Source organism: Microbacterium sp. ZXX196 (genome assembly GCF_009709595.1).
In the GTDB taxonomy this organism is placed as follows: domain Bacteria; phylum Actinomycetota; class Actinomycetes; order Actinomycetales; family Microbacteriaceae; genus Microbacterium; species Microbacterium excoecariae.
Genome location: NZ_WMEE01000004.1, coordinates 24107 through 43919 on the forward strand (window position 1 = coordinate 24107; position 19813 = coordinate 43919).

General features: G+C 72.7%; 23 protein-coding genes and 1 tRNA gene. 15 read left to right on the forward strand and 9 right to left on the reverse strand.

The window, feature by feature from the left end; genetic code table 11:
• Positions 1 to 38: 38 nt before the first annotated feature.
• Genes GJQ66_RS05195 through abc-f form a run of 4 tightly spaced genes read left to right on the forward strand, consistent with a single transcriptional unit; the run spans position 39 to position 3564 of the window.
• Positions 39 to 629, forward strand: coding sequence for a biotin transporter BioY (locus GJQ66_RS05195; protein ID WP_368732692.1), 591 nt, complete (start codon positions 39 to 41; stop codon positions 627 to 629).
• Positions 626 to 1306 (forward strand): energy-coupling factor ABC transporter ATP-binding protein, encoded by a 681-nt coding sequence (locus tag GJQ66_RS05200; protein ID WP_368732693.1) that lies wholly within the window; start codon positions 626 to 628, stop codon positions 1304 to 1306. The genes GJQ66_RS05195 and GJQ66_RS05200 overlap by 4 nt, the downstream gene beginning before the upstream one ends.
• Positions 1303 to 1911, forward strand: coding sequence for an energy-coupling factor transporter transmembrane protein EcfT (locus GJQ66_RS05205; RefSeq protein ID WP_166317282.1), 609 nt, complete (start codon positions 1303 to 1305; stop codon positions 1909 to 1911). Before GJQ66_RS05200 ends, GJQ66_RS05205 begins: the two co-directional genes overlap by 4 nt.
• A 54-nt stretch (positions 1912 to 1965) precedes the next feature.
• Positions 1966 to 3564 (forward strand): ribosomal protection-like ABC-F family protein, encoded by a 1599-nt coding sequence (gene abc-f / locus GJQ66_RS05210; RefSeq protein ID WP_368732694.1) that lies wholly within the window; start codon positions 1966 to 1968, stop codon positions 3562 to 3564.
• Between the two features lie 6 nt (positions 3565 to 3570).
• On the opposite strand, the gene GJQ66_RS05215 is transcribed toward abc-f, so the two are convergent.
• The 3 genes from GJQ66_RS05215 to GJQ66_RS05225 are packed head-to-tail and all read right to left on the reverse strand — an operon-like array spanning position 3571 to position 5008.
• Entirely contained in the window at positions 3571 to 4410 is an 840-nt protein-coding gene (locus GJQ66_RS05215) for an SURF1 family protein (RefSeq protein WP_368732695.1), read from the reverse strand.
• Positions 4407 to 4640 (reverse strand): hypothetical protein, encoded by a 234-nt coding sequence (locus GJQ66_RS05220; protein WP_155048499.1) that lies wholly within the window; start codon positions 4638 to 4640, stop codon positions 4407 to 4409. The genes GJQ66_RS05215 and GJQ66_RS05220 overlap by 4 nt, the downstream gene beginning before the upstream one ends.
• 8 nt (positions 4641 to 4648) lie before the next feature.
• Positions 4649 to 5008 carry a DUF3099 domain-containing protein gene (locus tag GJQ66_RS05225; protein ID WP_368732696.1) on the reverse strand — a complete coding sequence of 120 codons (360 nt, stop codon included), beginning with the start codon at positions 5006 to 5008 and terminating at the stop codon, positions 4649 to 4651.
• Between the two features lie 74 nt (positions 5009 to 5082).
• Between GJQ66_RS05225 and fabG the strand changes: the two genes are divergently transcribed.
• Entirely contained in the window at positions 5083 to 5802 is a 720-nt protein-coding gene (fabG, locus tag GJQ66_RS05230; RefSeq protein ID WP_155048297.1) for a 3-oxoacyl-ACP reductase FabG, read from the forward strand.
• A 90-nt stretch (positions 5803 to 5892) separates the two neighbouring features.
• Here the strand turns inward: fabG and serB are convergent, their stop codons facing one another.
• On the reverse strand, positions 5893 to 6531 hold the full coding sequence (serB, locus tag GJQ66_RS05235) for a phosphoserine phosphatase SerB (protein ID WP_368732697.1): 639 nt from the start codon (positions 6529 to 6531) through the stop codon (positions 5893 to 5895).
• A gap of 35 nt (positions 6532 to 6566) precedes the next feature.
• Here serB and GJQ66_RS05240 point away from each other — a divergent pair, with 35 nt between their 5' ends.
• Both GJQ66_RS05240 and GJQ66_RS05245 read left to right on the forward strand, forming a co-directional pair.
• Complete coding sequence (locus GJQ66_RS05240; RefSeq protein WP_155048298.1) at positions 6567 to 7364, forward strand: ABC transporter ATP-binding protein; 798 nt, start codon at positions 6567 to 6569, stop codon at positions 7362 to 7364.
• 99 nt (positions 7365 to 7463) lie between these two features.
• Positions 7464 to 7712: a type B 50S ribosomal protein L31 gene (locus GJQ66_RS05245; protein WP_155048299.1), complete on the forward strand. Its 249-nt coding sequence runs from the start codon at positions 7464 to 7466 to the stop codon at positions 7710 to 7712.
• Positions 7713 to 7759: 47 nt separating this feature from the next.
• Here the strand turns inward: GJQ66_RS05245 and GJQ66_RS05250 are convergent, their stop codons facing one another.
• Entirely contained in the window at positions 7760 to 8671 is a 912-nt protein-coding gene (locus GJQ66_RS05250) for an exonuclease domain-containing protein (protein WP_230379320.1), read from the reverse strand.
• 62 nt (positions 8672 to 8733) lie between these two features.
• Here GJQ66_RS05250 and GJQ66_RS05255 point away from each other — a divergent pair, with 62 nt between their 5' ends.
• Positions 8734 to 9615, forward strand: coding sequence for an alpha/beta fold hydrolase (locus tag GJQ66_RS05255; RefSeq protein ID WP_368732698.1), 882 nt, complete (start codon positions 8734 to 8736; stop codon positions 9613 to 9615).
• Positions 9616 to 9622: 7 nt separating this feature from the next.
• On the opposite strand, the gene GJQ66_RS05260 is transcribed toward GJQ66_RS05255, so the two are convergent.
• The 3 genes from GJQ66_RS05260 to GJQ66_RS05270 form a co-directional block, all read right to left on the reverse strand.
• Complete coding sequence (locus tag GJQ66_RS05260; RefSeq protein ID WP_155048301.1) at positions 9623 to 10102, reverse strand: Lrp/AsnC family transcriptional regulator; 480 nt, start codon at positions 10100 to 10102, stop codon at positions 9623 to 9625.
• 130 nt (positions 10103 to 10232) lie between these two features.
• Positions 10233 to 10793: a histidine phosphatase family protein gene (locus tag GJQ66_RS05265; RefSeq protein WP_155048302.1), complete on the reverse strand. Its 561-nt coding sequence runs from the start codon at positions 10791 to 10793 to the stop codon at positions 10233 to 10235.
• A gap of 22 nt (positions 10794 to 10815) precedes the next feature.
• Entirely contained in the window at positions 10816 to 11658 is an 843-nt protein-coding gene (locus GJQ66_RS05270; protein ID WP_368732699.1) for a Sir2 family NAD-dependent protein deacetylase, read from the reverse strand.
• Positions 11659 to 11710: 52 nt separating this feature from the next.
• Here GJQ66_RS05270 and GJQ66_RS05275 point away from each other — a divergent pair, with 52 nt between their 5' ends.
• Positions 11711 to 12529, forward strand: a complete 819-nt coding sequence (locus GJQ66_RS05275; protein WP_155048303.1) for an RNA methyltransferase — start codon at positions 11711 to 11713, stop codon at positions 12527 to 12529.
• A 1-nt stretch (position 12530) separates the two neighbouring features.
• On the opposite strand, the gene GJQ66_RS05280 is transcribed toward GJQ66_RS05275, so the two are convergent.
• Positions 12531 to 13355 carry an SGNH/GDSL hydrolase family protein gene (locus GJQ66_RS05280; protein WP_155048304.1) on the reverse strand — a complete coding sequence of 275 codons (825 nt, stop codon included), beginning with the start codon at positions 13353 to 13355 and terminating at the stop codon, positions 12531 to 12533.
• A 115-nt stretch (positions 13356 to 13470) separates the two neighbouring features.
• Between GJQ66_RS05280 and GJQ66_RS05285 the strand changes: the two genes are divergently transcribed.
• From GJQ66_RS05285 to GJQ66_RS05310, 6 genes are all read left to right on the forward strand, one after another.
• On the forward strand, positions 13471 to 15222 hold the full coding sequence (locus tag GJQ66_RS05285) for a DEAD/DEAH box helicase (RefSeq protein ID WP_155048305.1): 1752 nt from the start codon (positions 13471 to 13473) through the stop codon (positions 15220 to 15222).
• A 126-nt stretch (positions 15223 to 15348) separates the two neighbouring features.
• Positions 15349 to 16440, forward strand: coding sequence for a VIT1/CCC1 family protein (locus tag GJQ66_RS05290; RefSeq protein WP_155048306.1), 1092 nt, complete (start codon positions 15349 to 15351; stop codon positions 16438 to 16440).
• Positions 16441 to 16547: 107 nt separating this feature from the next.
• Positions 16548 to 16633, forward strand: a tRNA-Leu gene (locus tag GJQ66_RS05295).
• Positions 16634 to 16703: 70 nt separating this feature from the next.
• Positions 16704 to 17564, forward strand: coding sequence for a siderophore-interacting protein (locus GJQ66_RS05300; protein WP_155048307.1), 861 nt, complete (start codon positions 16704 to 16706; stop codon positions 17562 to 17564).
• A gap of 74 nt (positions 17565 to 17638) precedes the next feature.
• Entirely contained in the window at positions 17639 to 18934 is a 1296-nt protein-coding gene (locus GJQ66_RS05305; RefSeq protein WP_155048308.1) for a M20/M25/M40 family metallo-hydrolase, read from the forward strand.
• 34 nt (positions 18935 to 18968) lie between these two features.
• Positions 18969 to 19811: an undecaprenyl-diphosphate phosphatase gene (locus tag GJQ66_RS05310; RefSeq protein ID WP_155048309.1), complete on the forward strand. Its 843-nt coding sequence runs from the start codon at positions 18969 to 18971 to the stop codon at positions 19809 to 19811.
• The last annotated feature ends 2 nt before the right edge of the window (positions 19812 to 19813 follow it).

Consider the following 19813-nt stretch of genomic DNA (forward strand, 5'->3'; position numbering starts at 1 on the left):
GAACGGCGTTCAATGAACGGTGTTCAGGAGGAGTAGACGTGGCGGAAGAACGGCAGTGGGAGGCGCGCGATATCGCGCGGATCGCGGTGTTTGCGGGCATCATCGTCGCGCTCGGGTTCGTCGCGCCCATCCCGGTACCGGGGCTCGTCCCCATCACCGCCCAGACCCTCGGCGTCATGCTGGCCGGAACCGTGCTGGGCGCGCGCCGCGCGGGCGCCGCCGTCGGTGTCGTGTTCCTGCTCGCCGCCATCGGGCTCCCCGTGCTGTCCGGCGGGCGCGGCGGGCTCGGGGTGTTCCTGGGCCCGGCGTCGGGGTACCTCATCGGGTGGCTCCCCGGCGCCATGGTCGTCGGCCTCATCGTGCACGCCGGCGCCCGCCGTATCACCTGGTGGCGCACGGCGCTCGGCGCCGTCGTGGGCGGCATCGCGGTGGTCTATGCATTCGGGATTCCCGTTCAGGCCGTCTCGACGGGCCTCGGCCTGGGGGAGACGGCGCTGACCTCCCTGGCGTTCCTGCCGGGCGACGTGATCAAGGCGGCCGTCGCGACCGCGCTCACCCTCGGGCTGTACCGCGCCTACCCGCCCGCCTTCCCCGCGCCCGTGCGCCGCGCGCGGGCCGTCGCACCGTGATCGAGGCGCACGGCCTGGGCGTCGAGATCGACGGTGCGACGATCCTCGCGGACGTCACGGTCGCCCTCTCCGAGCCGCGCGTCGCGGTCATCGGGCGCAATGGTTCCGGCAAGTCCACCTTCGCGCGCACGCTCAACGGCCTCGTGCGCCCCACCGCGGGGCGCGTGGAGGTGGACGGGGTGGACGTCGGGCGCGCGCCGAAGCGCGCCCGCGAGCGGGTCGGTTTCCTCTTCACCCAGCCCGAGGCTCAGATCCTCATGCCCACCCCCGCCGAGGACCTCGCGCTGTCGGCCCGCGCCGCCGGGGTCCCGCGCGCGGAGGTCGCGGGCCGCGTCGCGGCGCACCTCGAGGCGTTCGGCCTCGCCGCGCACGCGAACCAGCCGGCTTACAGTCTGTCGGGCGGCCAGAAGCAGCTCTTGGCGCTCGCCGCGGTCCTCCTGGGCGCGCCGCGGATCCTCGTCGCGGACGAGCCGACGACACTCCTCGACCTCCACAACGCCCGGCGGATCGGGGACCTCCTGCTGTCCGGCGCCGGCGCCCGACAGGTCGTCCTCGTCACCCACGACCTCGACCTCGCCGCGCGGTGCGACGTCGCGCTCCGGTTCGACGAGGGGCGCCTCGCGGCGGTCGGCGCGCCGGACGAGATCATCGCCGCCTATCGCGCGGAGGCCGCGTGATCGGGCTCTACCGCCCGGGAACGAGCGCGCTCCACCGCGCGCCCGCCGGCGCGAAGGTTGCGGCGCTCGCGGTCCTCGCGGTCGCCGCGACCCTCCTCGTCCGCACGCCCCTCGCCGGGGCCGCGGCCCTCGCGGCGACCCTCGTCGCCTTCGCCGCCGGGGCGCTCGGCGTCGCCGCGTGGGCCGCGCAGGTCTGGGCGATGCGGTGGCTCGTGGTCCTCGTCGCCGGATCCCAGTGGATCTTCCTCGGCCCCGCGGAGGCGGCCGCCGGCACCGCGCGGGTGGTCACGGTGCTCCTGCTCGCCGCCGTCGTCACGATGACGACGCCGACCAGCGAGATGATCGACGCCCTCGAGCGCGCGCTCGCGCCGCTCGCCCGCGTCGGCGTGGATCCGTGGCGCGTGGCGTTCGTCGTGCAGCTGACCATCGCCGTCGTCCCCGTCGTCGGGTCGCTGTGGCACCGCGTCGCGGAGGCGCGGCGGGCGCGCGGGGTCCGGCTCGGGCCGCGCGCCGTGGTCACGCTCCTCGTGCTCGCGCTGCGGTACGCCGACGAGGTCGGCGACGCGCTCACCGCTCGCGGGATCGCCCCAGCCGCGCGGCGATAGGATGGGGGGTTGGCGCGCCCCGCGCCGACAGCCGTGAGAGAGGGATCCCGATTCGTGCTTGCCGTCAGTGACCTCGAGATCCGCGTGGGCGCACGCCTCCTCATGAGCGGCGTCAGCTTCCGCGTGGGCGACGGCGACAAGGTGGGTCTCGTCGGGCGCAACGGCGCCGGGAAGACCACGCTCACGAAGGTGCTCTCGGGGGATCTCCCGCCGGCCGACGGCACGGTGACGCTCTCCGGCGAGCTCGGGTATCTGCCCCAGGATCCGCGATCCGGGGATCCGGAGGAGCTCGCGCGCACGCGGATCCTCAACGCGCGCGACCTGGGCGACCTGCAGGCGGGCATCGCGCAGGCGACCGAGGAGATGGGATCCGCGGATCCCGCCATCGCCGAGAAGGCCATGCGGCGCTTCGGGCGCCTCACGGAGCGCTTCGAGGCCATCGGCGGCTACGCGGCCGAGGCGGAGGCCGCGACGATCGCGCACAACCTCTCGCTGCCGGACCGGATCCTGGACCAGCCCCTCAAGACGCTGTCGGGCGGCCAGCGCCGCCGCATCGAGCTCGCGCGGATCCTCTTCAGCGACGCCGACACGATGATTCTCGACGAGCCGACCAACCACCTCGACGCCGACAGCGTCGTGTGGCTGCGGGAGTTCCTGAAGACCTATCGCGGCGGGCTCATCGTCATCAGCCACGACGTCGATCTCGTCGGCGAGACGGTCAACCGGGTGTTCTACCTCGACGCCAACCGCCAGGTCATCGACACCTACAACATGGGCTGGAAGCACTACCTCCGCCAGCGTGTGGCGGACGAGGAGCGACGCAAGAAGGAGCGCGCGAACGCCGAAAAGAAGGCCAGCGCGCTCCAGCAGCAGGCCGCGAAGTTCGGCGCGAAGGCGACCAAGGCCGCGGCCGCCCACCAGATGCAGGCGCGGGCGGAGAAGCTGCTCGCCGGCCTGGACGAGGTGCGGCAGGAGGACAAGGTCGCGAGCATCCGGTTCCCGAAGCCGGCCGCCTGCGGCAAGACGCCGCTCATGGCCTCCAGCCTCTCGAAGTCCTACGGCGCGCTCGAGATCTTCGCGGGCGTCGACCTCGCCATCGACCGCGGCTCGAAAGTCGTCGTGCTGGGGCTGAACGGCGCCGGCAAGACCACGCTGCTGCGGATCCTCGCGGGCGTCGACGCCTCCGACACGGGCCAGATCGAGCCGGGCCACGGGCTCAAGATCGGCTACTACGCCCAGGAGCACGAGAACCTCGACGTCGATCGCAGTGTGCTCCAGAACATGATGTCGTCGGCGCCCAACCTGAACGAGACCGAGGCGCGCAAGGTGCTCGGATCCTTCCTCTTCACGGGCGACGACGTGCACAAGCCGGCCGGCGTGCTCTCGGGCGGCGAGAAGACGCGGCTCTCGCTCGCGACGCTCGTCGTCTCCAGCGCGAACGTGCTGCTCCTGGACGAGCCGACCAACAACCTCGATCCCGCCAGCCGCGACGAGATCCTCGGCGCGCTCGCGCACTACGAGGGCGCCGTCGTTCTCGTCTCGCACGACGAGGGCGCGGTCCAGGCGCTGAACCCCGAGCGGGTGCTCCTGCTGCCGGACGGCGTCGAGGACATCTGGAACAAGAGCTACATCGACCTCATCACCCTCGCCTGAGAAGGCTCAGGCGCGCGCGTCGAGCAGCGCGTCCTCCGCGTCCGCATCGGCGTCGCGACGGCGGCGCCGACGCGGGGGAGCCGGCTCGTCGTCCTCGTCCTCGTCCGGCCGCTCGTCCTCGCTCCGCGCGCGGATCTCCGTCCGGATCATGTACCCGATGAACACGAACCCCATCACCGCGAACAGGATCCACTGGATCGCATACGACAGGTGGGGGCCGGGATCCTCCTCGGGCGCCGCGAGCGCCGCGGGCGCCTCGGCGGGTGCGGGATCCTCGCTCACCATGAGGGCGTAGGCCGTCGTGATCGTGCCCTCGCCCGCGACCTCGGCGACGCTCGGTGCGTGGATCGTCGGCAGCTGCCCCTCGGGCGCGCTGCGCCCCGACGTGGGGAGCGCCTCGCTCGGCCGGAGCCGCGCGACGACCGTGACGGTGCCCGTCGGCGCCTCGGGCACGGCCTCCGCGCCGCCGTCGTACGCGGGGGGCACCCAGCCGCGGTCGACCGCGAGGATCCGCCCGTCGGTGAGCTGGAAGGGCACGATCACCTCGTAGGCGCTCGTGCCGCCCTGGGCGCGGTTGCGCGCGAGGAGCTGGTCGTCCGTCAGGTACGTGCCTTCGAGGATCACGGGGCGCCACTCGTCGCCCGCGTCGAAGTCGTCCGTGCCCGCGACGAGGTCCGCGAGCGGCACGGGGGCGGCGTCGTAGTTGTCCGCGATGAGCTGGTTGGCGGCCTCGCGCTGTTCGTTCCGCTCGAACTGCCAGTGCGAGAGGAACCCGCACACGGCCGCGAACGCGATCGCGACGACGACGTACGCCGACCACCGCCCGGCGCGCGGCCACCGCTTCACGCCGCCGCCTCGGGCAGCTCGACGTCGGCGCCGTCGGTGAGGCCCTCGCGGACCACCACGGGGAAACCGCGGGACGCGAGAAAATCGCGCAGGTACGGGGCGTGCTCCGCGCAGGCGAGCCAGACCTTGCGGCGCTCGGCGGTGTGGATCCGCGGGTTGCGCCACACCACGCTCGAGGCCGCCTCCTCGCGGCACCCCGCGCGCGAGCACTGCGGTGTGGCCGGATCCATTCCGAGGATCACGGGCGCTCCTCGACGCGGCCGCTCTCGTTCATGCGGAAGACGGCCGGATCCTCGTCGCTCGCCGTGGGCTCGGCGGGCCGCGCGGCCTCGATCGCGATCTCGGGACGCTCGGCGGCGGGGGAGAGCGCGGACTGCGCCTGGTTGGCGATCACGACGGCGAAATAGGGCAGGAAGATCGCGCCGATGCCGAGGACGGCCGTATGCCACCCCCAGGGCTGGATCGCGAACATCAGCACGACGCAGACGGTGCGGATCGCCATCGTAATGACGTACTGCCGCATCCGCGCGGTCTCGTCGGCCTCGGGAGAGGCGGGGATCGAGGTCGCGGTCTGCGAGCGGGTGTGGCGGGTCTTCACGATCGTCCCATTCTACGCCACGGATCCGCCGCGATAGGCTGGCCGGCGGCCGTTTCGTCGACACAGGAGATCCCATGAGCACAGCCGCAGCAGACCGCGTCGCCCTCGTGACGGGAGGCAACCGCGGTATCGGCCGCGCGATCGCCGAGCGCCTTGTCGCCGACGGCTATCGCGTCGCGGTGACGGCGCGATCCGGATCCGGCCCCGCGAACACCCTGACCGTCACGGCCGACGTCACGGATGGGGCGTCGCTCGACGAGGCCGTGCGCACCGTCGAGGCCGAGCTCGGGCCCGTCACGACCGTGGTCGCGAACGCCGGGATCACGAAGGACACGCTCCTCATGCGCATGAGCGACGACGACTTCTCCGCCGTCGTCGACACGAACCTCGGCGGCGCCTTCCGCACCGTCAAGCGTGCGATCAAGTCGATGATCAAGGCCCGTCGCGGCCGCATCATCCTCGTCTCGAGCGTCTCCGGGCTGTTCGGCGTGGCGGGCCAGGCGAACTACTCGGCGTCCAAGGCCGGGCTGGTCGGATTCGCGCGCGCGATCACGCGCGAACTCGGCGGGCGCGGCATCACGGCCAACGTCGTCGCGCCCGGCTTCATCGAGAGCGACATGACCGCGGAGCTCGACGACGCGACCCAGGCCACGTACAGGAAGCAGATCCCCGCGGGCCGCTACGGCTCGCCGGAGGAGATCGCCGCGGTCGTCTCCTGGCTCGCGAGCGATGAGGCGGCGTACATCTCGGGTGCCGTGATCCCCGTCGACGGCGGCCTCGGCATGGGCCACTGACCCCACGTCCACTGACCGCAAGTCCACATTTCTCCGGTAAGTCTCCCCGCTCCGCGGGGAGACTTACCGGAGAAATGTGGACTTAGGGGGTTAGGGGAGCAGCGGGATGAGCTGCGCGAGGTCGACCGGGCCGATCGCGAGCGGGGCCGCGGCGCGCACGCGGGGCTTCGCGTTGAACGCCACGCCGAGGCCCGCCGCCGCGATCATGCGCAGGTCGTTCGCGCCGTCGCCGATCGCGAGGGTGCGCGACATCGGCACGCTCCGCTCACCCGCCCACTCGGCGAGTTGCGCGGCCTTGGCCTCGGCGTCGACGATGGGCCCGGACACCCGCCCGGTCAGCGCGCCGCCTTCGACCTCGAGCCGGTTCGCGCGCCACACGTCGACGCCGAGCGACGGGGCGAGGTCGTCGAGGATCTCGTGGAATCCGCCCGAGACGACGCCGACCTCGCCGCCGCGGTCGTGCACGGCGTCGATGAGTGCGGTCACGCCCGGGGTCGGCTCGATCCGCGCGCGGACCCGCGCGAACGCCGCGACCGGCACGCCGGCCAGGGCCTCGACGCGCGAGCGCAGGCTCGCGGCGAAGTCGACCTCGCCGCGCATGGCCGCCTCGGTCGCCCGGGCGACCTCGGCGCCGCGGCCGGCCTCATCGGCGATCAGCTCGATGACCTCGTTGCGGATGAGGGTGGAGTCGGCGTCGAGCACGACGAGAAAACGCGCAGTCACGTTCACCGACCCTACTGACTCCGCTCGGTAGGCTCATACCCATGACCACCGTGCTCGAGATGACCGACGTCGTCGTGCGTCGAAACGGCCGCAACATCGTCGATGGCGTCACGTGGAAGGTGGGCGCGGACGAGCGGTGGGTGGTGCTCGGCCCGAACGGGGCCGGCAAGACGACGCTCCTCCAGATGGCGGATACGCTGCTGCACCCCACGGCGGGCACGGTCGACATCCTGGGCGAGCGCCTCGGGAAGACCGACGTTTTCGGCCTTCGCCCCCTGATCGGATTCGCGTCCACGGCCCTCGGGCGGCGGATCCCCGCCGACGAGACGGTGCGCAACGTGGTCATGACCGCCGCCTACGCGGTCACGGGGCGCTGGAACGAGGAGTACGAGAGCATCGACGAGCGCCGCGCGCTGCGGGTGCTCGAGCAGTGGCAGCTCGCGCACCTCGCGGATCGCACCTTCGGCACGCTGAGCGACGGCGAGCGCAAGCGCGTCGAGATCGCCCGCGCCGTCATGACGGATCCGGAGCTCCTCCTACTCGACGAGCCCACGGCGAGCCTCGACCTCGGCTCCCGCGAGGTCCTCCTCCAGCTGCTCGGCGGTTTCGCCCAGTCGGCGGCGACGCCCGCCATGGTGATGGTCACGCACCACGTCGAGGAGATTCCCGTCGGATTCACGCACGTCCTGCTCGTCCGCGACGGTCGCGCGGTCGCGCAAGGGCCGCTGGCGGCGACGCTCACGCGGGAGAATCTCCGGGCGACGTTCGGGATCCCGATCGCCGTGGCGGAATTCGGCGGTCGCTGGGTGGCGCGCGCGGAGTCTCCGACACCCGCGTGACGCGGTCTGGTAGAATAGTCCGCTGGCGCTCGAGGTGCGCCGGCGCGGATCCGATCCGCGCGCTTCCCTCCTCACACGATCTTCCCGCAAGGACATCCCATGAAGACTGACATCCACCCCACGTACCAGGCGATCGTTTTCCGTGACCTCGGCTCGGGCGAGACGTTCCTCACGCGCTCGACCGCGACGAGCGACAAGACGATCGAGCTCGACGGCGTCACGTACCCCGTCATCGACGTCGAGATCTCGTCCGCATCGCACCCGTTCTACACGGGCAAGCAGCGCATCATGGACTCGGCCGGTCGCGTCGAGAAGTTCAACCAGCGGTTCAAGAACTTCGGCAAGTAAGCCCGTTCACGACGAAAGCCCCCGCCGCGGCGGGGGCTTTCGTCGTGTCAGCGCACGGGCCAGGCTCCGTCGATCGTCTCGCCGGGCTGCAGCCGGCCGATCCGCAGGAAGTACTCCTCGAGGCTCGCGGCCTGATCGGCCGACCAGCCGACCTGGGCGGCGTGGAGCGCGGACACGTCCGCGGGCAGCTCCGAACGGAAGCGCTCGGCTTGCACGAGCGCGACGCGGCCCGCGGCGATCGCGTCGGCCGATGCCTCATGGGCGTCGGTGAGCGGGACCCCGTAGTGTGCGGCCACGGCGTCGAGCGTGCGCTTCCCGCGCCGGAACCGGTCGTGCTGCTTGTCGATCACGAGCGGGTCGATCACGGGCGAGGGGCCGTCCAGCGGCGCGAGTTTGTGCCGCGCGAGTTCGTGGCGCAGGACGGAGAAGTCGAAGGCCGCGTTGTACGCGACGACGGGGATCCCGGCGGAAAGCAGCGTGCCGAGCGCGTGGGCGATCTCCGCGACCACCTCGCGGGCCGGGCGCCCCTCCGCGCGGGCGCGCGCCGTGGTGAAGCCGTGGACGGCGGCCGCGCCGCGGGGAATCTCGATCCCGGGATCCGCAACCCACGCGCGGGAGAGGAGCACCTCGCCGGCGGCGTCGAGCACCGCGACGCAGGCCGTCACGATGCGGTCCTGACCGACGTCGACTCCGGTCGTCTCGAGGTCGAAGACCCCGACACGCGTCAAAAGGCGGCTCCGGTCCGGCGCGAAGCCGGCGGCGATGTCGGAGAAGGTCATGCGAGAATCCTCGAGGTCCAGGGGGAGGGGCGTGGCGTCGGCGAAGGCGGGGCGAGGCCGCGGGCCGGCGGCGGCGGAGCGTCGGCGGGTCACTCGGGGGACCCAGCTCGGGCGCTCGCCCGGCTGTTCGAGCTCCGCGAGCCCGAACAGCGGCGGCGGATCCGGCCACGACGTCTTCATAGACCCGACGGTAAGGGTCGTCGCGGCGCGGCCCCGGGTGCCACGCCACATACACTCGGATGGTGCCCGCATCCTCGCCCTACAACGCGCTGCTCGCCCGGGTCCCCGTGGCGCGACGGGCGCACGACGGCGCCCAGGCCCGCACGGCGTACTGGGAGTACGGCGACGCCGCGGCGCCGGTGACGATCCTCGCGGTGCACGGCTTCCGAGGGGATCACCACGGCCTCGAGCCCGTCGTCGCGCACCTGCCGGAGGTGCGCTGGATCATGCCGGACCTGCCCGGCTTCGGCGAGACGCCCGCCCTCGCCTCCGGCGCGCACGACCTCGCGACGTACGCGGCGTGGCTGCGGGAGTTCGCCGCCGCGGTCGCCCCCGGCGCCGTCGTGCTGGGACACTCGTTCGGCTCGATCGTCGCGGCGGGCGCCGTCGCCGACGGGCTCGACACGCCCCGCCTCATCCTCGTGAACCCCATCGGGGCCCCCGCGCTGGAGGGGCCACGCGGCGTCCTGACGCGGCTCGCCGTGGCGTACTACGCCGCGAGCGCGTGGCTCCCGCGCCGCCTGGGGTCCTGGCTCCTGCGCTCGCGCGCCATCGTGCGCGTGATGAGCATCGTGATGGCGTACACGCGCGACCGCACCCTGCGCCGGTTCATCCACGACCAGCACGACCGATACTTCTCACTCTTCAGCGACCGCGACACGCTTCGGCAGGCGTTCGTCACGAGCGTCGCGAACGACGTCCGCGCGTCGGCGCCGCGCATCGCGCAGCCGACGCTCCTGATCGCCGCGGTGCAGGACGACATCACGCCGATCGCGGCCGAGCGCCGGCTCGCGACCCTGTTCCCCGACGCGCGGCTCGTGGAAATCGACGGGGTCGGGCACCTCATCCACTACGAAAAGCCCGCCGAGGCCGCGGACGCGATCCGGGAGTTCCTCGGCGCGTGACGCGCTCTCAGCGGCGCGGTTCGCGGCGGGCGAGCTCGAGCAGCCCCGACACCCGGTAGGGGATCGAGTCGCTCATAACGAGCTGCGTCTCCGTGCGGACGACCCCGCCGATCGCGAGGATTCGGGCGTCGACGTCGAACAGGTGGCGGGCATCGCGGCAGGCGACGAGCGCGAGCAGGTCCACCTGCCCGGAGACGCCGTGCACCTGGATGACCTCGGGCACCCGTCGCAATTCGTCCGTGATCGACGGCAGGGAGGCCTGGCTGACGCCGATGGAGACGAACGCCTGGAGCGGAAAGCCGAGCGCCGCCGGCGAGATCGATCGCTCGAACGACTGAAACACGCCCGACTTCTCGAGTCGGCTCATGCGCGCCTGCACGGTGTTCCGCGACATGCCCAGCTTCTCCGCGAGCGCGACGACGGTCGCGCGCGGATCGGCGGAGAGCGCCGCGATCAGCTCGAGGTCGACGTGGTCCAGGGATGCCATAGTGCCCGAGGTTACCAGCGTCGATCGCGGCGTGTGGTCAATATGCTCAATTGTTACGGGGGGCACTGCGCGTCGTGCCGAGGGGGTGGAAATCCCGCCCGCGGGCCCGGTAAAGGGGATGGCGCACGGGTCAGGATCCGATGTAGGACACGACCCGGATGCCGGATCCCGTGACCTCGATCACCTGCTGCGACCCGTTGCCGATGCGCTCGCCCGCGCGCGGGTAGCGGCCGTCCGAGACGTGCCGGAGCAGCCGCGAGATGAGCCCCCCGTGGGTGACGGCGATGAGCGGATCCTCGCTTTCCGCGGCGAGGTCGGCGACGACGTCGAGCGCGCGCTGAACGACCTCGTCGTCGGTCTCCGCGCCGGGGATCGCGATCCCTCCCGGGAAGCGCTCGAGGTACTCGGCCTGCTGCATGCCCTCCGCCTCGCCGTACGCGCGCTCCCGGAGCCGGGCGTCGACGGCCGGGGCGCCGAGCCCCAGCGAGGCCCCGATGATCTCGGCGGTCTCGGCCGCGCGCGAGAGGGGGCTCGCGACGAGCCGGGCGTAGTCGCCGCCGCGGAGCGCCGCCGCCGCCGCGCGGGCCTGCGCGCGACCCGTGTCGTTGAGGGGGATGTCGCTGCGTCCCTGGATCCGCCCGTCGCGGTTCCAATCGGTCTGTCCGTGCCGTACGAGGGCGATAATCGTCACCCGTCGACCCTAGCGCGGGGATCTACGCCAGGCGCTCCGCGAGGTGGGCGAGCGCCTCGCTCGTGCCCCCGTCGATCTTCACGGTCGCGCGCGCGTCACCCTTGGTGGCGCCCCGATTGACGATCACGACGGGAAGACGTCGGCGCCGCGCCCGTTCGACGAGCCGGATCCCGCTGTTCACGACGAGCGACGAGCCCGCGATGAGGAGCGCCTCGGCCGAGGCCACGATCTGCTCCGCCTCGCGAAATCGCTCGGCCGGGATGAACTCGCCGAAGAACACGACGTCGGGCTTCAGCATGCCCCCGCAGACGGTGCAGTCGGGGATCGCGAGCGGGGCGGCTGCGTCGGGCTCGACGTCCCCGTCCGGGCCGAGGGGCACCTCGTCCGGAACAGCGAGCCACGGATTCTCGCGCTCGAGGCGCGCGCCGATGTCGCGCCGGTCGAAGACCTGGCCGCAGGCGGTGCACAGGACGCGCCGCATCGTGCCATGCAGCTCGACGACCCGCGAGGAGCCCGCCCGCAGGTGCAGGCCGTCCACGTTCTGGGTGACGACGCCCGTGGACACGCCTGCGCGTTCGAGGCGCGCGAGGGCGCGGTGGCCGTCGTTCGGCTCCGCAGCCGAGAACGCCTGCCAGCCGAGATGGGATCCGATCCAATACCGCCGCCGGGCCGCCTCGTCGGCGAGGAACGTCTGGGCCGTCATGGGTGTGCGCCGCGGCGCCCCCTGGCCGCGGTAGTCGGGGATCCCGGAGTCCGTGGACACGCCCGCTCCCGTGAGGACGGCCAGCCGCCTCCCCGTCAGGGCCCGAACGGCGCGGTCCACGTCGGCCTCGAGGGCGTCGTCGGAGGGGTGCGCGATCGTCACGGGCTCGATCCTACGGCCCGATCTGAGCGTGGGCGTGCGCGAGGATGGGGGAATGCGTCTCGTGCCCCTCTCTGACCCCGCGGATCCGCGGCTCGCCGACTACCGCGACCTGACCGACGTCGCGCTCCGGCGGGTGCTCGAGCCCGAGGGCGGGCTGTATATGGCCGAATCCGCGAAGGTGCTCGGCCGTGCCCTCGCCGCGGGGCATCTACCGCGTTCGGTCATGACGGCCGCGAAGTGGCTGCCCGACGTCGAGGGCCTCGTCGCCGAGCTGGACGTGCCGGTCTACGTCGTGCCGGACGCGGTCGCCGAGTCCGTCACGGGCTACACGGTGCACCGCGGCATGCTCGCAGCGATGCACCGGCCGGAGCTCCCCGACCCCGCGGTCGTCCTTCGCGACGCCCGAACCGTGCTCGTGCTCGACGGGCTCGTGGACCACACGAACGTCGGGGCGGCGTTCCGCGGCGCGGCGGGACTCGGCGCGGACGCGGTGCTGACGGGCCCGACGTGCGCGGATCCGCTCTACCGCCGCAGCGTGCGCGTCTCGATGGGCACGGTCTTTCAGGTGCCGTGGACGCGGCTCCCGGCCTGGCGTGGCGACGGCGGAGCCGGCGATGTCCTGCGCGCCAGCGGTTTCCACGTCGCCGCGCTCGCGCTCTCCGACGACGCCGTCTCGCTCGAGAGCTTCGCCGCCACGCGCCCCGAGCGGGTGGCGTTCGTCATGGGGTCCGAGGGGCCGGGCCTCGGCCGCGACGCGCTCGCCGCGGCCGACTCGATCGTGACGATCCCCATGGCCGGCGGGGTGGACTCCCTCAACGTCGCGGCCGCGAGCGCCGTCGCGCTGTGGGCGCTGGCGCACCCGCCGGCCTGAGTCAGGCGCCGTTGTCCGGCCCGGCGTACGGCGCGGCGTCGGGGCGCTTGGGCGCCAGGCCGTCCCCCGAGGACTGATGGCGGAGCCGGCGCAGCACCCACGGCACGAGGTGCGCGCGCGCCCACACGAGGTCCTCGCGGCGCGCCGCGCGCCAGGTGCGCGGCGGCAGCGGATCCGGGCGGAGCGGCTGCAGGTCGCTCTCGGCGTTGAGGCTGCGCAGCACCATGCGCGCGACCTCGTGGTGCCCCAGGGGGTTGAGGTGGAGGCGGTCGTCCGACCAGAACCGCGGATCCTGGATCTCGCGGAGCGCCCAGAGGTCGGCGACCAGCGCGTCGTTCTCCTCGGCGATCCGGCGGATGTTCTCGTTGTAGATCGCGATCTTGCCCCGGAACGCGCGGAAAACGGGGTTCCAGCCGACGTCGAAGCCGGGGAAGACGACCACCGCCGCACCCTCGGCGCCGAGGCGCCGCACGAGCGTCTCGAGGATCGCGGCGATCTCGTCGGGATCCGTGCCCGGCCGGAGGACGTCGTTCCCGCCCGCGCAGATCGTCACGAGATCGGGCTGGAGCGCGAGCGCCGCGTCGATCTGGTCGTCGCGAATCTGGCGGATGAGCTTGCCGCGCACGGCGAGGTTCGCGTACGCGAAGTCGTCGACCTGTCGCGAGAGCACCTCGGCGACGCGATCGGCCCAGCCGCGGTGGCCCCCGGGCGCGCCGGGCTCCGGGTCGCCGATGCCCTCGGTGAACGAGTCGCCGACGGCGACGAATCGCCGCCAGGGGTGGGGTTCGGCGTTTCCGACGAACGGGGTGCGGGGGTCGGTGGACATCTCTCTAGCTCCTCACATATGCGCCCCGGCGAATATAGTCCGTCGCCCCGGGCGGCGCCATCGGCTGAGAGGATCCACCGCGACGGTGTCTGCGCCCCCCGCTATCGTGGGAGGAATGCTCAGCCCGTCTTATCCGCAGCGCGCGCCGAGGGGGACCGCGGGCCGGCTCCGGGCCTGGCAGCAGGAGGCGCTCGACCAGTTCTTCGCCGAGGACAAGCGCGACTTCCTCGTCGCCGCCACCCCGGGCGCCGGCAAGACCACCTTCGCGCTCACGGTGGCGCGCGAGCTCCGCCAGCGCGGCGAGATCGATCGGATCGTCGTGGTGTGCCCGACGGAACACCTTAAGACGCAGTGGGCCGATGCGGCGGCGCGCACGAGCATTCGGCTCGATCCCGACTTCAGCAATCAGCACCCGTTCCTCGCTCGGCACTATCACGGGGCCGTTGTCACCTACGCGCAGGTGGCGGTGAAATCGAGCGTGCACCGCGCGCTCGTCGCCGAGGGACGCACCCTCGTCATCCTGGACGAGGTACACCACGGCGGCGACGCCCTGAGCTGGGGGGACGCGATCCGCGACGCGTACCAGCCCGCGGCCCGGCGGCTCCTCCTCAGCGGGACGCCGTTCCGGAGCGACGACGCTCCGATCCCGTTCGTGGACTATGCCCCCGACGAGCAGGGCCTGCGCACCTCCGTCACCGACTACGCCTACGGATACGGCCGCGCGCTCGCCGACGGCGTCGTCCGCCCCGTGCTGTTCCACGTGTACTCGGGGCACATGAAGTGGCGCACGAAGATGGGCGACGAGCTCGAGGCGCACCTCGGTCAGGACAACACCAAGGACGTCACGAGCCAGGCCTGGCGGACCGCGCTGGACCCGGAGGGCGACTGGATGCCCGCCGTGCTGAAGAGCGCGGATCAGCGCCTCACCGAGATCCGGCACCACGTGCCGGACGCGGGCGGACTGGTGATCGCGACCGACCAGACGAACGCGCGCGCGTACGCCGAGCTCCTGCGCCAGCTCACGGGGCAGCGCCCGACCGTCGTGTTGAGCGACGAGGCCGAGGCGTCGAGCCGCATCGAGCAGTTCGCCGAGAACACCTCGCGGTGGATGGTGGCGGTGCGGATGGTGTCGGAGGGGGTCGATGTCCCGCGACTCGCGGTGGGCGTCTACGCGACGAGCTCGTCGACGCCGCTGTTCTTCGCGCAGGCCATCGGGCGGTTCGTCCGCGCCCGCCGCAAGGGCGAGGCGGCCAGCGTCTTCCTGCCGCAGGTGCCCGTCCTCATGGCCCTGGCGCACGAGATGGAGAAGCAGCGCGACCACGTGCTCGACCGCGGCGAGAAGGACGCCGACGGGCTCGACGACTCGCTCCTCGCCCAGGCCGAGCGCGAGGACAAGGCGAGCGAGGACCTCCTCCAGGACGAGGAGTTCTCGTTCCAGTCGCTCGGGTCGACCGCACACTTCGACTCGGTCGTCTTCGACGGCCAGCAGTTCGGCCAGCTCGCCGTCCCGGGGACGGAGGAGGAGCTCGAGTTCATCGGGATCCCGGGCCTGCTTGAGCCCGAGCACGTCCACGACCTGCTGATGCAACGCCAGGCGCGGCAGTCGCGTCACCGTCAGGCGCGCGAGGCGCGGGAGGAGAGCGCGGGCCAGGATCCCGGCCTCCCCGAGCCGCTGCACCGGACCCTCAAGGAGCAGCGCCAGCTGCTCAACAGCCTGGTCGGCGTCTACGCGAAGCAGACGGGGGATCCGCACGGCCAGGTGCACGCCTGGCTGCGGCGCACGTGCGGCGGTCCCGCGGTCGCGCAGGCCACGGTCGCCCAGCTACAGTCGCGCATCGACGTCCTGCGCCGCCGCGTGCACAGGTAGGAGGGGCGGGTTCGGGGCTCCGAAAGGCTCCGAATCCCGCTCTGGAGTCGGGTTTCGCGCGCGCCGCGCCCTAGCCTCGATGAGGCCGCGACCGATCGCGCGGTCGCCCCCGCACTGAGGAGACGCATGACCGCCCCCGCACCCCTGGACCCCCGCGAGGCGCCCGCCCGCGCCCGCCGCATGTGGGCGCAATACCTTGCGGACGAGCGCGCCGAGGCCGCCGTCTATCACCGCCTCGCGCGCACCCGCACGGGCGGCGAGCGGGAGATCCTCGAGCAGCTGGAGGCCGCGGAGCGTCGGCACGAACGCCACTGGCTCGAGCTCCTCGGCGGCGAGCCCGATCGCATGCCTCGCGCGCGGTGGCGCATGCGGATCCTGGCGTTCCTCGCCGCGCGGTTCGGAACCATCTTCACCCTGGCCCTCGCGCAGCTCGCCGAGGCGCGTTCGCCGTATGACGACGACCCCTACGCGACGCCCGCGATGCGCGCCGACGAGAGGATTCACCACGAGGTTGTGCGCGGACTCGCGGCCCGGAGCAGGCGCCGGCTCTCGGGCACGTTCCGCGCGGCGGTGTTCGGTGCGAACGACGGCCTCGTGAGCAACCTCGCGCTCGTGATGGGCATCGGCGCGACCGGGGTCTCTGGATCCTTCGTGCTCTTCAGCGGCGTGGCGGGCCTGTTGGCGGGCGCACTGTCGATGGGCGCGGGCGAGTACGTGTCCGTCAAGTCGCAGCGCGAGCTGCTCGACGCCACGCACCCGGGCGGCTACGCCGACGCGCACCTGCCGGACCTGGACCTCGACCAGAACGAGCTCGCGCTCGTGTACCGCACACGCGGGCTGGGGGAGGAGGCCGCCCAGGAGAAGGCCCAGGCCGTCCTCCGCGGCGCGCACGCGGGCGGCGGGGGTGCCGCGACCGGACCGATCGATACGCACGAGGTCGTCGGGGGAGCGTGGCGCGCCGCGATCTCGAGCTTCTGCTTCTTCGCGACCGGGGCGATCATCCCCGTGCTGCCGTGGATCTTCGGGCTCTCCGGCGTGGCGGCGGTCGTCGTGGCCCTCGTCCTTGTGGGCGTCGCGCTCGTCGTCACGGGCGGCGCCGTCGGCCTCCTGTCCGGCGCCTCGCCGCTTCCGCGCGCGCTGCGCCAGCTCGCGATCGGGTTCGGGGCCGCGGCGGTGACATACGTGCTGGGGCTCGCGTTCGGGGTGTCCGCGGCGTGACGCGCCCGGGATCCGCGCCCGATTCGCGCGCGGGGTGGGGCGATGGTAACGTTGTCTCTCGGTTCGGAAAACGGTTCGCAAGGGCCCGAAGCTGAATCGACACCCATGCGCGGGTGGCGGAATAGGTAGACGCGCTAGCTTGAGGTGCTAGTGCCCGTATTAGGGCGTGGGGGTTCAAGTCCCCCCTCGCGCACAGAAATGCAAAGGCCGGACCCTTCAGGGTCCGGCCTTTGTCGCGTCCCCGCCGTGCCAGGATGGTCGCGATGAGCCCCCAGGATTCGCGCGGCCGTCGCCGCGGCGCGCAGCACGTGTTCGATGTCGTCCGCCGCGAGCAGGTCTCGCCGCACCTCGTGCGCCTGCACTTGGGTGGTCCCGCGTTCGCGGAGTTCGCGGCGGGGATCGGCGAGGCCCAGGCCGCCGCGACCGATAAATACGTCAAGCTCCTCTTCGCCCGGCCGGGCCTCGGCCTGGAGCCGCCCTACGACATGGACGCGCTGCGGGCGCGGCTCGCGCCCGAGGACATGCCGTCGCGCCGCACCTACACGGTCCGATCGATCGACGCCGCGTCCGGCACGATCGCGGTCGACTTCGTCGTGCACGGCGATGAGGGGATCGCGGGCCCGTGGGCGGCCGCGGCGGGCCCGGGCGATCGCGTCGCGCTGTCGGGTCCCGGGGGCGGATACGCGCCGGCGCACGACGTCGATGCCCACGTCCTCCTCGGCGACGAGTCCGCGCTCCCGGCAATCGCGGCGGCGCTCGAGTCGCTACCCGCCGACGCGCGCGGCCTCGTCGTCATCGAGGTGGCGGGACCGGAGGAGGAGGTGGCGCTCGCGAAGCCCGCGGGCGTCGCGGTGACGTGGGTCCACCGCGGAACGGCCGCGTACGGCGCGCTCCTGACGGCCGTCGTGGAGAACCTCGAGGTGCCGGCCGGCACGTTCGATGTGTTCGCGCACGGAGAGCGCGAGGCCATGAAGCGCCTGCGCCCGCTGCTCACGGGCGCCTGGGGCGTGCCGCGCGATCGCCTGTCGCTCTCGGCGTACTGGGCGTTCGGCCGCGCGGAGGACACGTTCCAGGCCGAGAAGCGCGAGCCGGTCGGGCAGATCTTCGAGCCGGGCCCCGCGTAGGGCGCGCGGGGGCTGCCCCCCCGAACGACGCGGCGCGGGCGGCGTTCCGCCGCGGCGCGGGTAGCGTGGAGCCCATGCCCACCGACTCCCTCCCCGAGGTCGTGCGCCTCGCGCGCGACCTGATCCGCTTCGACACGACGAACTTCGGCGGCGGCAATGCGAAGGGCGAGCGCGAGGCTGCGGAGTACGTCGGCGCGCACCTCTCCTCGCTCGGCCTCGAACCGCAGTTCTACGAGCCGGTGCCGCGGCGCACCAACGTCGCGGCGCGGGTCGCGGGCAACAACCCGGACAAGCCGGCGCTCGTCCTCCACGGGCACCTCGACGTCGTCCCCGCGATCGCGGAGGACTGGTCGGTGGATCCGTTCGCGGGCGAGATCCGCGACGGCATGCTGTGGGGGCGCGGCGCCGTGGACATGAAGAACATGAACGCCATGATTCTCGCGGCCGTCGGCGACCTCCTGCGCGCCGGCGAGCGCCCCGAGCGCGACCTCGTGCTCGCGTTCTTCAGCGACGAGGAGAACGGCGGCGTCGAGGGATCGGCGCGCGTCGTGGCGGACCGCCCCGAGTGGTTCGCGGGCGCGACGGAGGCGATCAGCGAGGTCGGCGGCTATTCGATCCCCGTCGGCGACGGATCCGCGTACCTCCTGCAGGTGGGGGAGAAGGCGCTCATGTGGCTGACGCTGCGGGCGAGGGGGCGCGCGGGCCACGGGAGCCGGGTCCACCCCGATAACGCGGTCACGCGGCTCGCGGACGCCGTCGCGCGCCTCGGCGCGACGGCGTGGCCGGTCGAGCTCACGGACACGACCCGGCAGCTGCTCGCCGGGATGCGCGGCATCTGCGGCGACGCGGGCGGCTCGCCCGACGACATCGCGCGCGCGGCCGGCCCGGCGGAGGCCTTTCTCGCCTCCACCTGGCGCACGACCGCGAACCCGACGGGGCTCACCTCGGGCTACAAGCACAACGTGATCCCCGACGCGGCCTCGGCCACGGTCGACGTGCGCGTGCTGCCGGGGCAGGAGGAGCGGGTCCTCGCGGAGATCCAGCGCACCGTCGGCGACGACATCGAGATCGAGATGTTCCACCGCGACATCGGGCTCGAGGTCCCGTTCGCGGGGGCGCTCGTGGACGCGATGGTGGGCGCGCTCGGATCTCACGACCCGGGCGTTCCGGTCCTGCCGTACCTCCTCGGCGCCGGGACGGACAACAAGTCGCTCGCGACCATCGGGATCACGGGCTACGGCTTCGCGCCCCTGAAGCTGCCGCGCGAGCTCGACTTCACGGGCATGTTCCACGGCGTCGACGAGCGCGTCCCGCTCGATGCGCTCGTCTTCGGCCAGCGCGTGATCGCCGACCTGATCCGTACGTACTGACCCCTTCGCCCGCGAGAGAGAATCCCGTCACCGCATGCACATCATCGAGGCCATCATCCTCGGGCTCGTCCAGGGCCTGACCGAGTTCCTGCCAATCTCCTCCAGCGCGCACATCCGCGTCGTCGGCGAGTTCCTCCCGTCGGCGGCGGATCCCGGCGCGACCTTCACCGCGATCACGCAGATTGGCACGGAGCTCGCCGTGCTCGTGTACTTCTGGGGCAAGATCGTGCGGATCATCCGCCGCTGGGCGGGCTCGCTCGTCGGGCGGGTGCCGCGGAACGACCCGGACGCGCGCATGGGGTGGCTCGTGATCGTCGCCTCGATCCCCATCGGCGTGCTCGGATTCGCCCTGCAGGACTACATCCGCGACGTGTTCCGAAACCTCTGGCTGGTCGCCGTCGTGCTCATCGTGTTCGGGCTCGTCCTCGGCGCCGCCGACCGCTGGGGCGCCAGGCGGCGCGAGATGGACGACGTGACGTACCCGCACGGCATCACGATCGGCGTGGCCCAGGCGCTCGCCCTCGTGCCCGGCGTGTCGCGCTCCGGCGCGACGACGACGGCCGCTCGCCTCCTGGGATACCAGCGCACCGCGGCGGCCGAGTTCGCGTTCCTCATGGCGGTTCCCGCCGTCTTCGGATCCGGGCTCTACGAGCTCATGCACGGGCTCGAGGAGGGCGACGCCGGCCCGTACGGCTGGAGTGGCACGATCGTCGCCACGATCGTCGCCTTCCTCGTCGGCTGGGTCGTGATCGCGTACCTCATGCGGTATCTCAAGACCGGCAGCTTCCTGCCGTTCGTGATCTACCGCGTCCTGCTCGGCGCCGTGATCATGGCGCTGCTGGCCGCGGGCGTGCTCACGCCGCTCGGGACCGCCTGAGG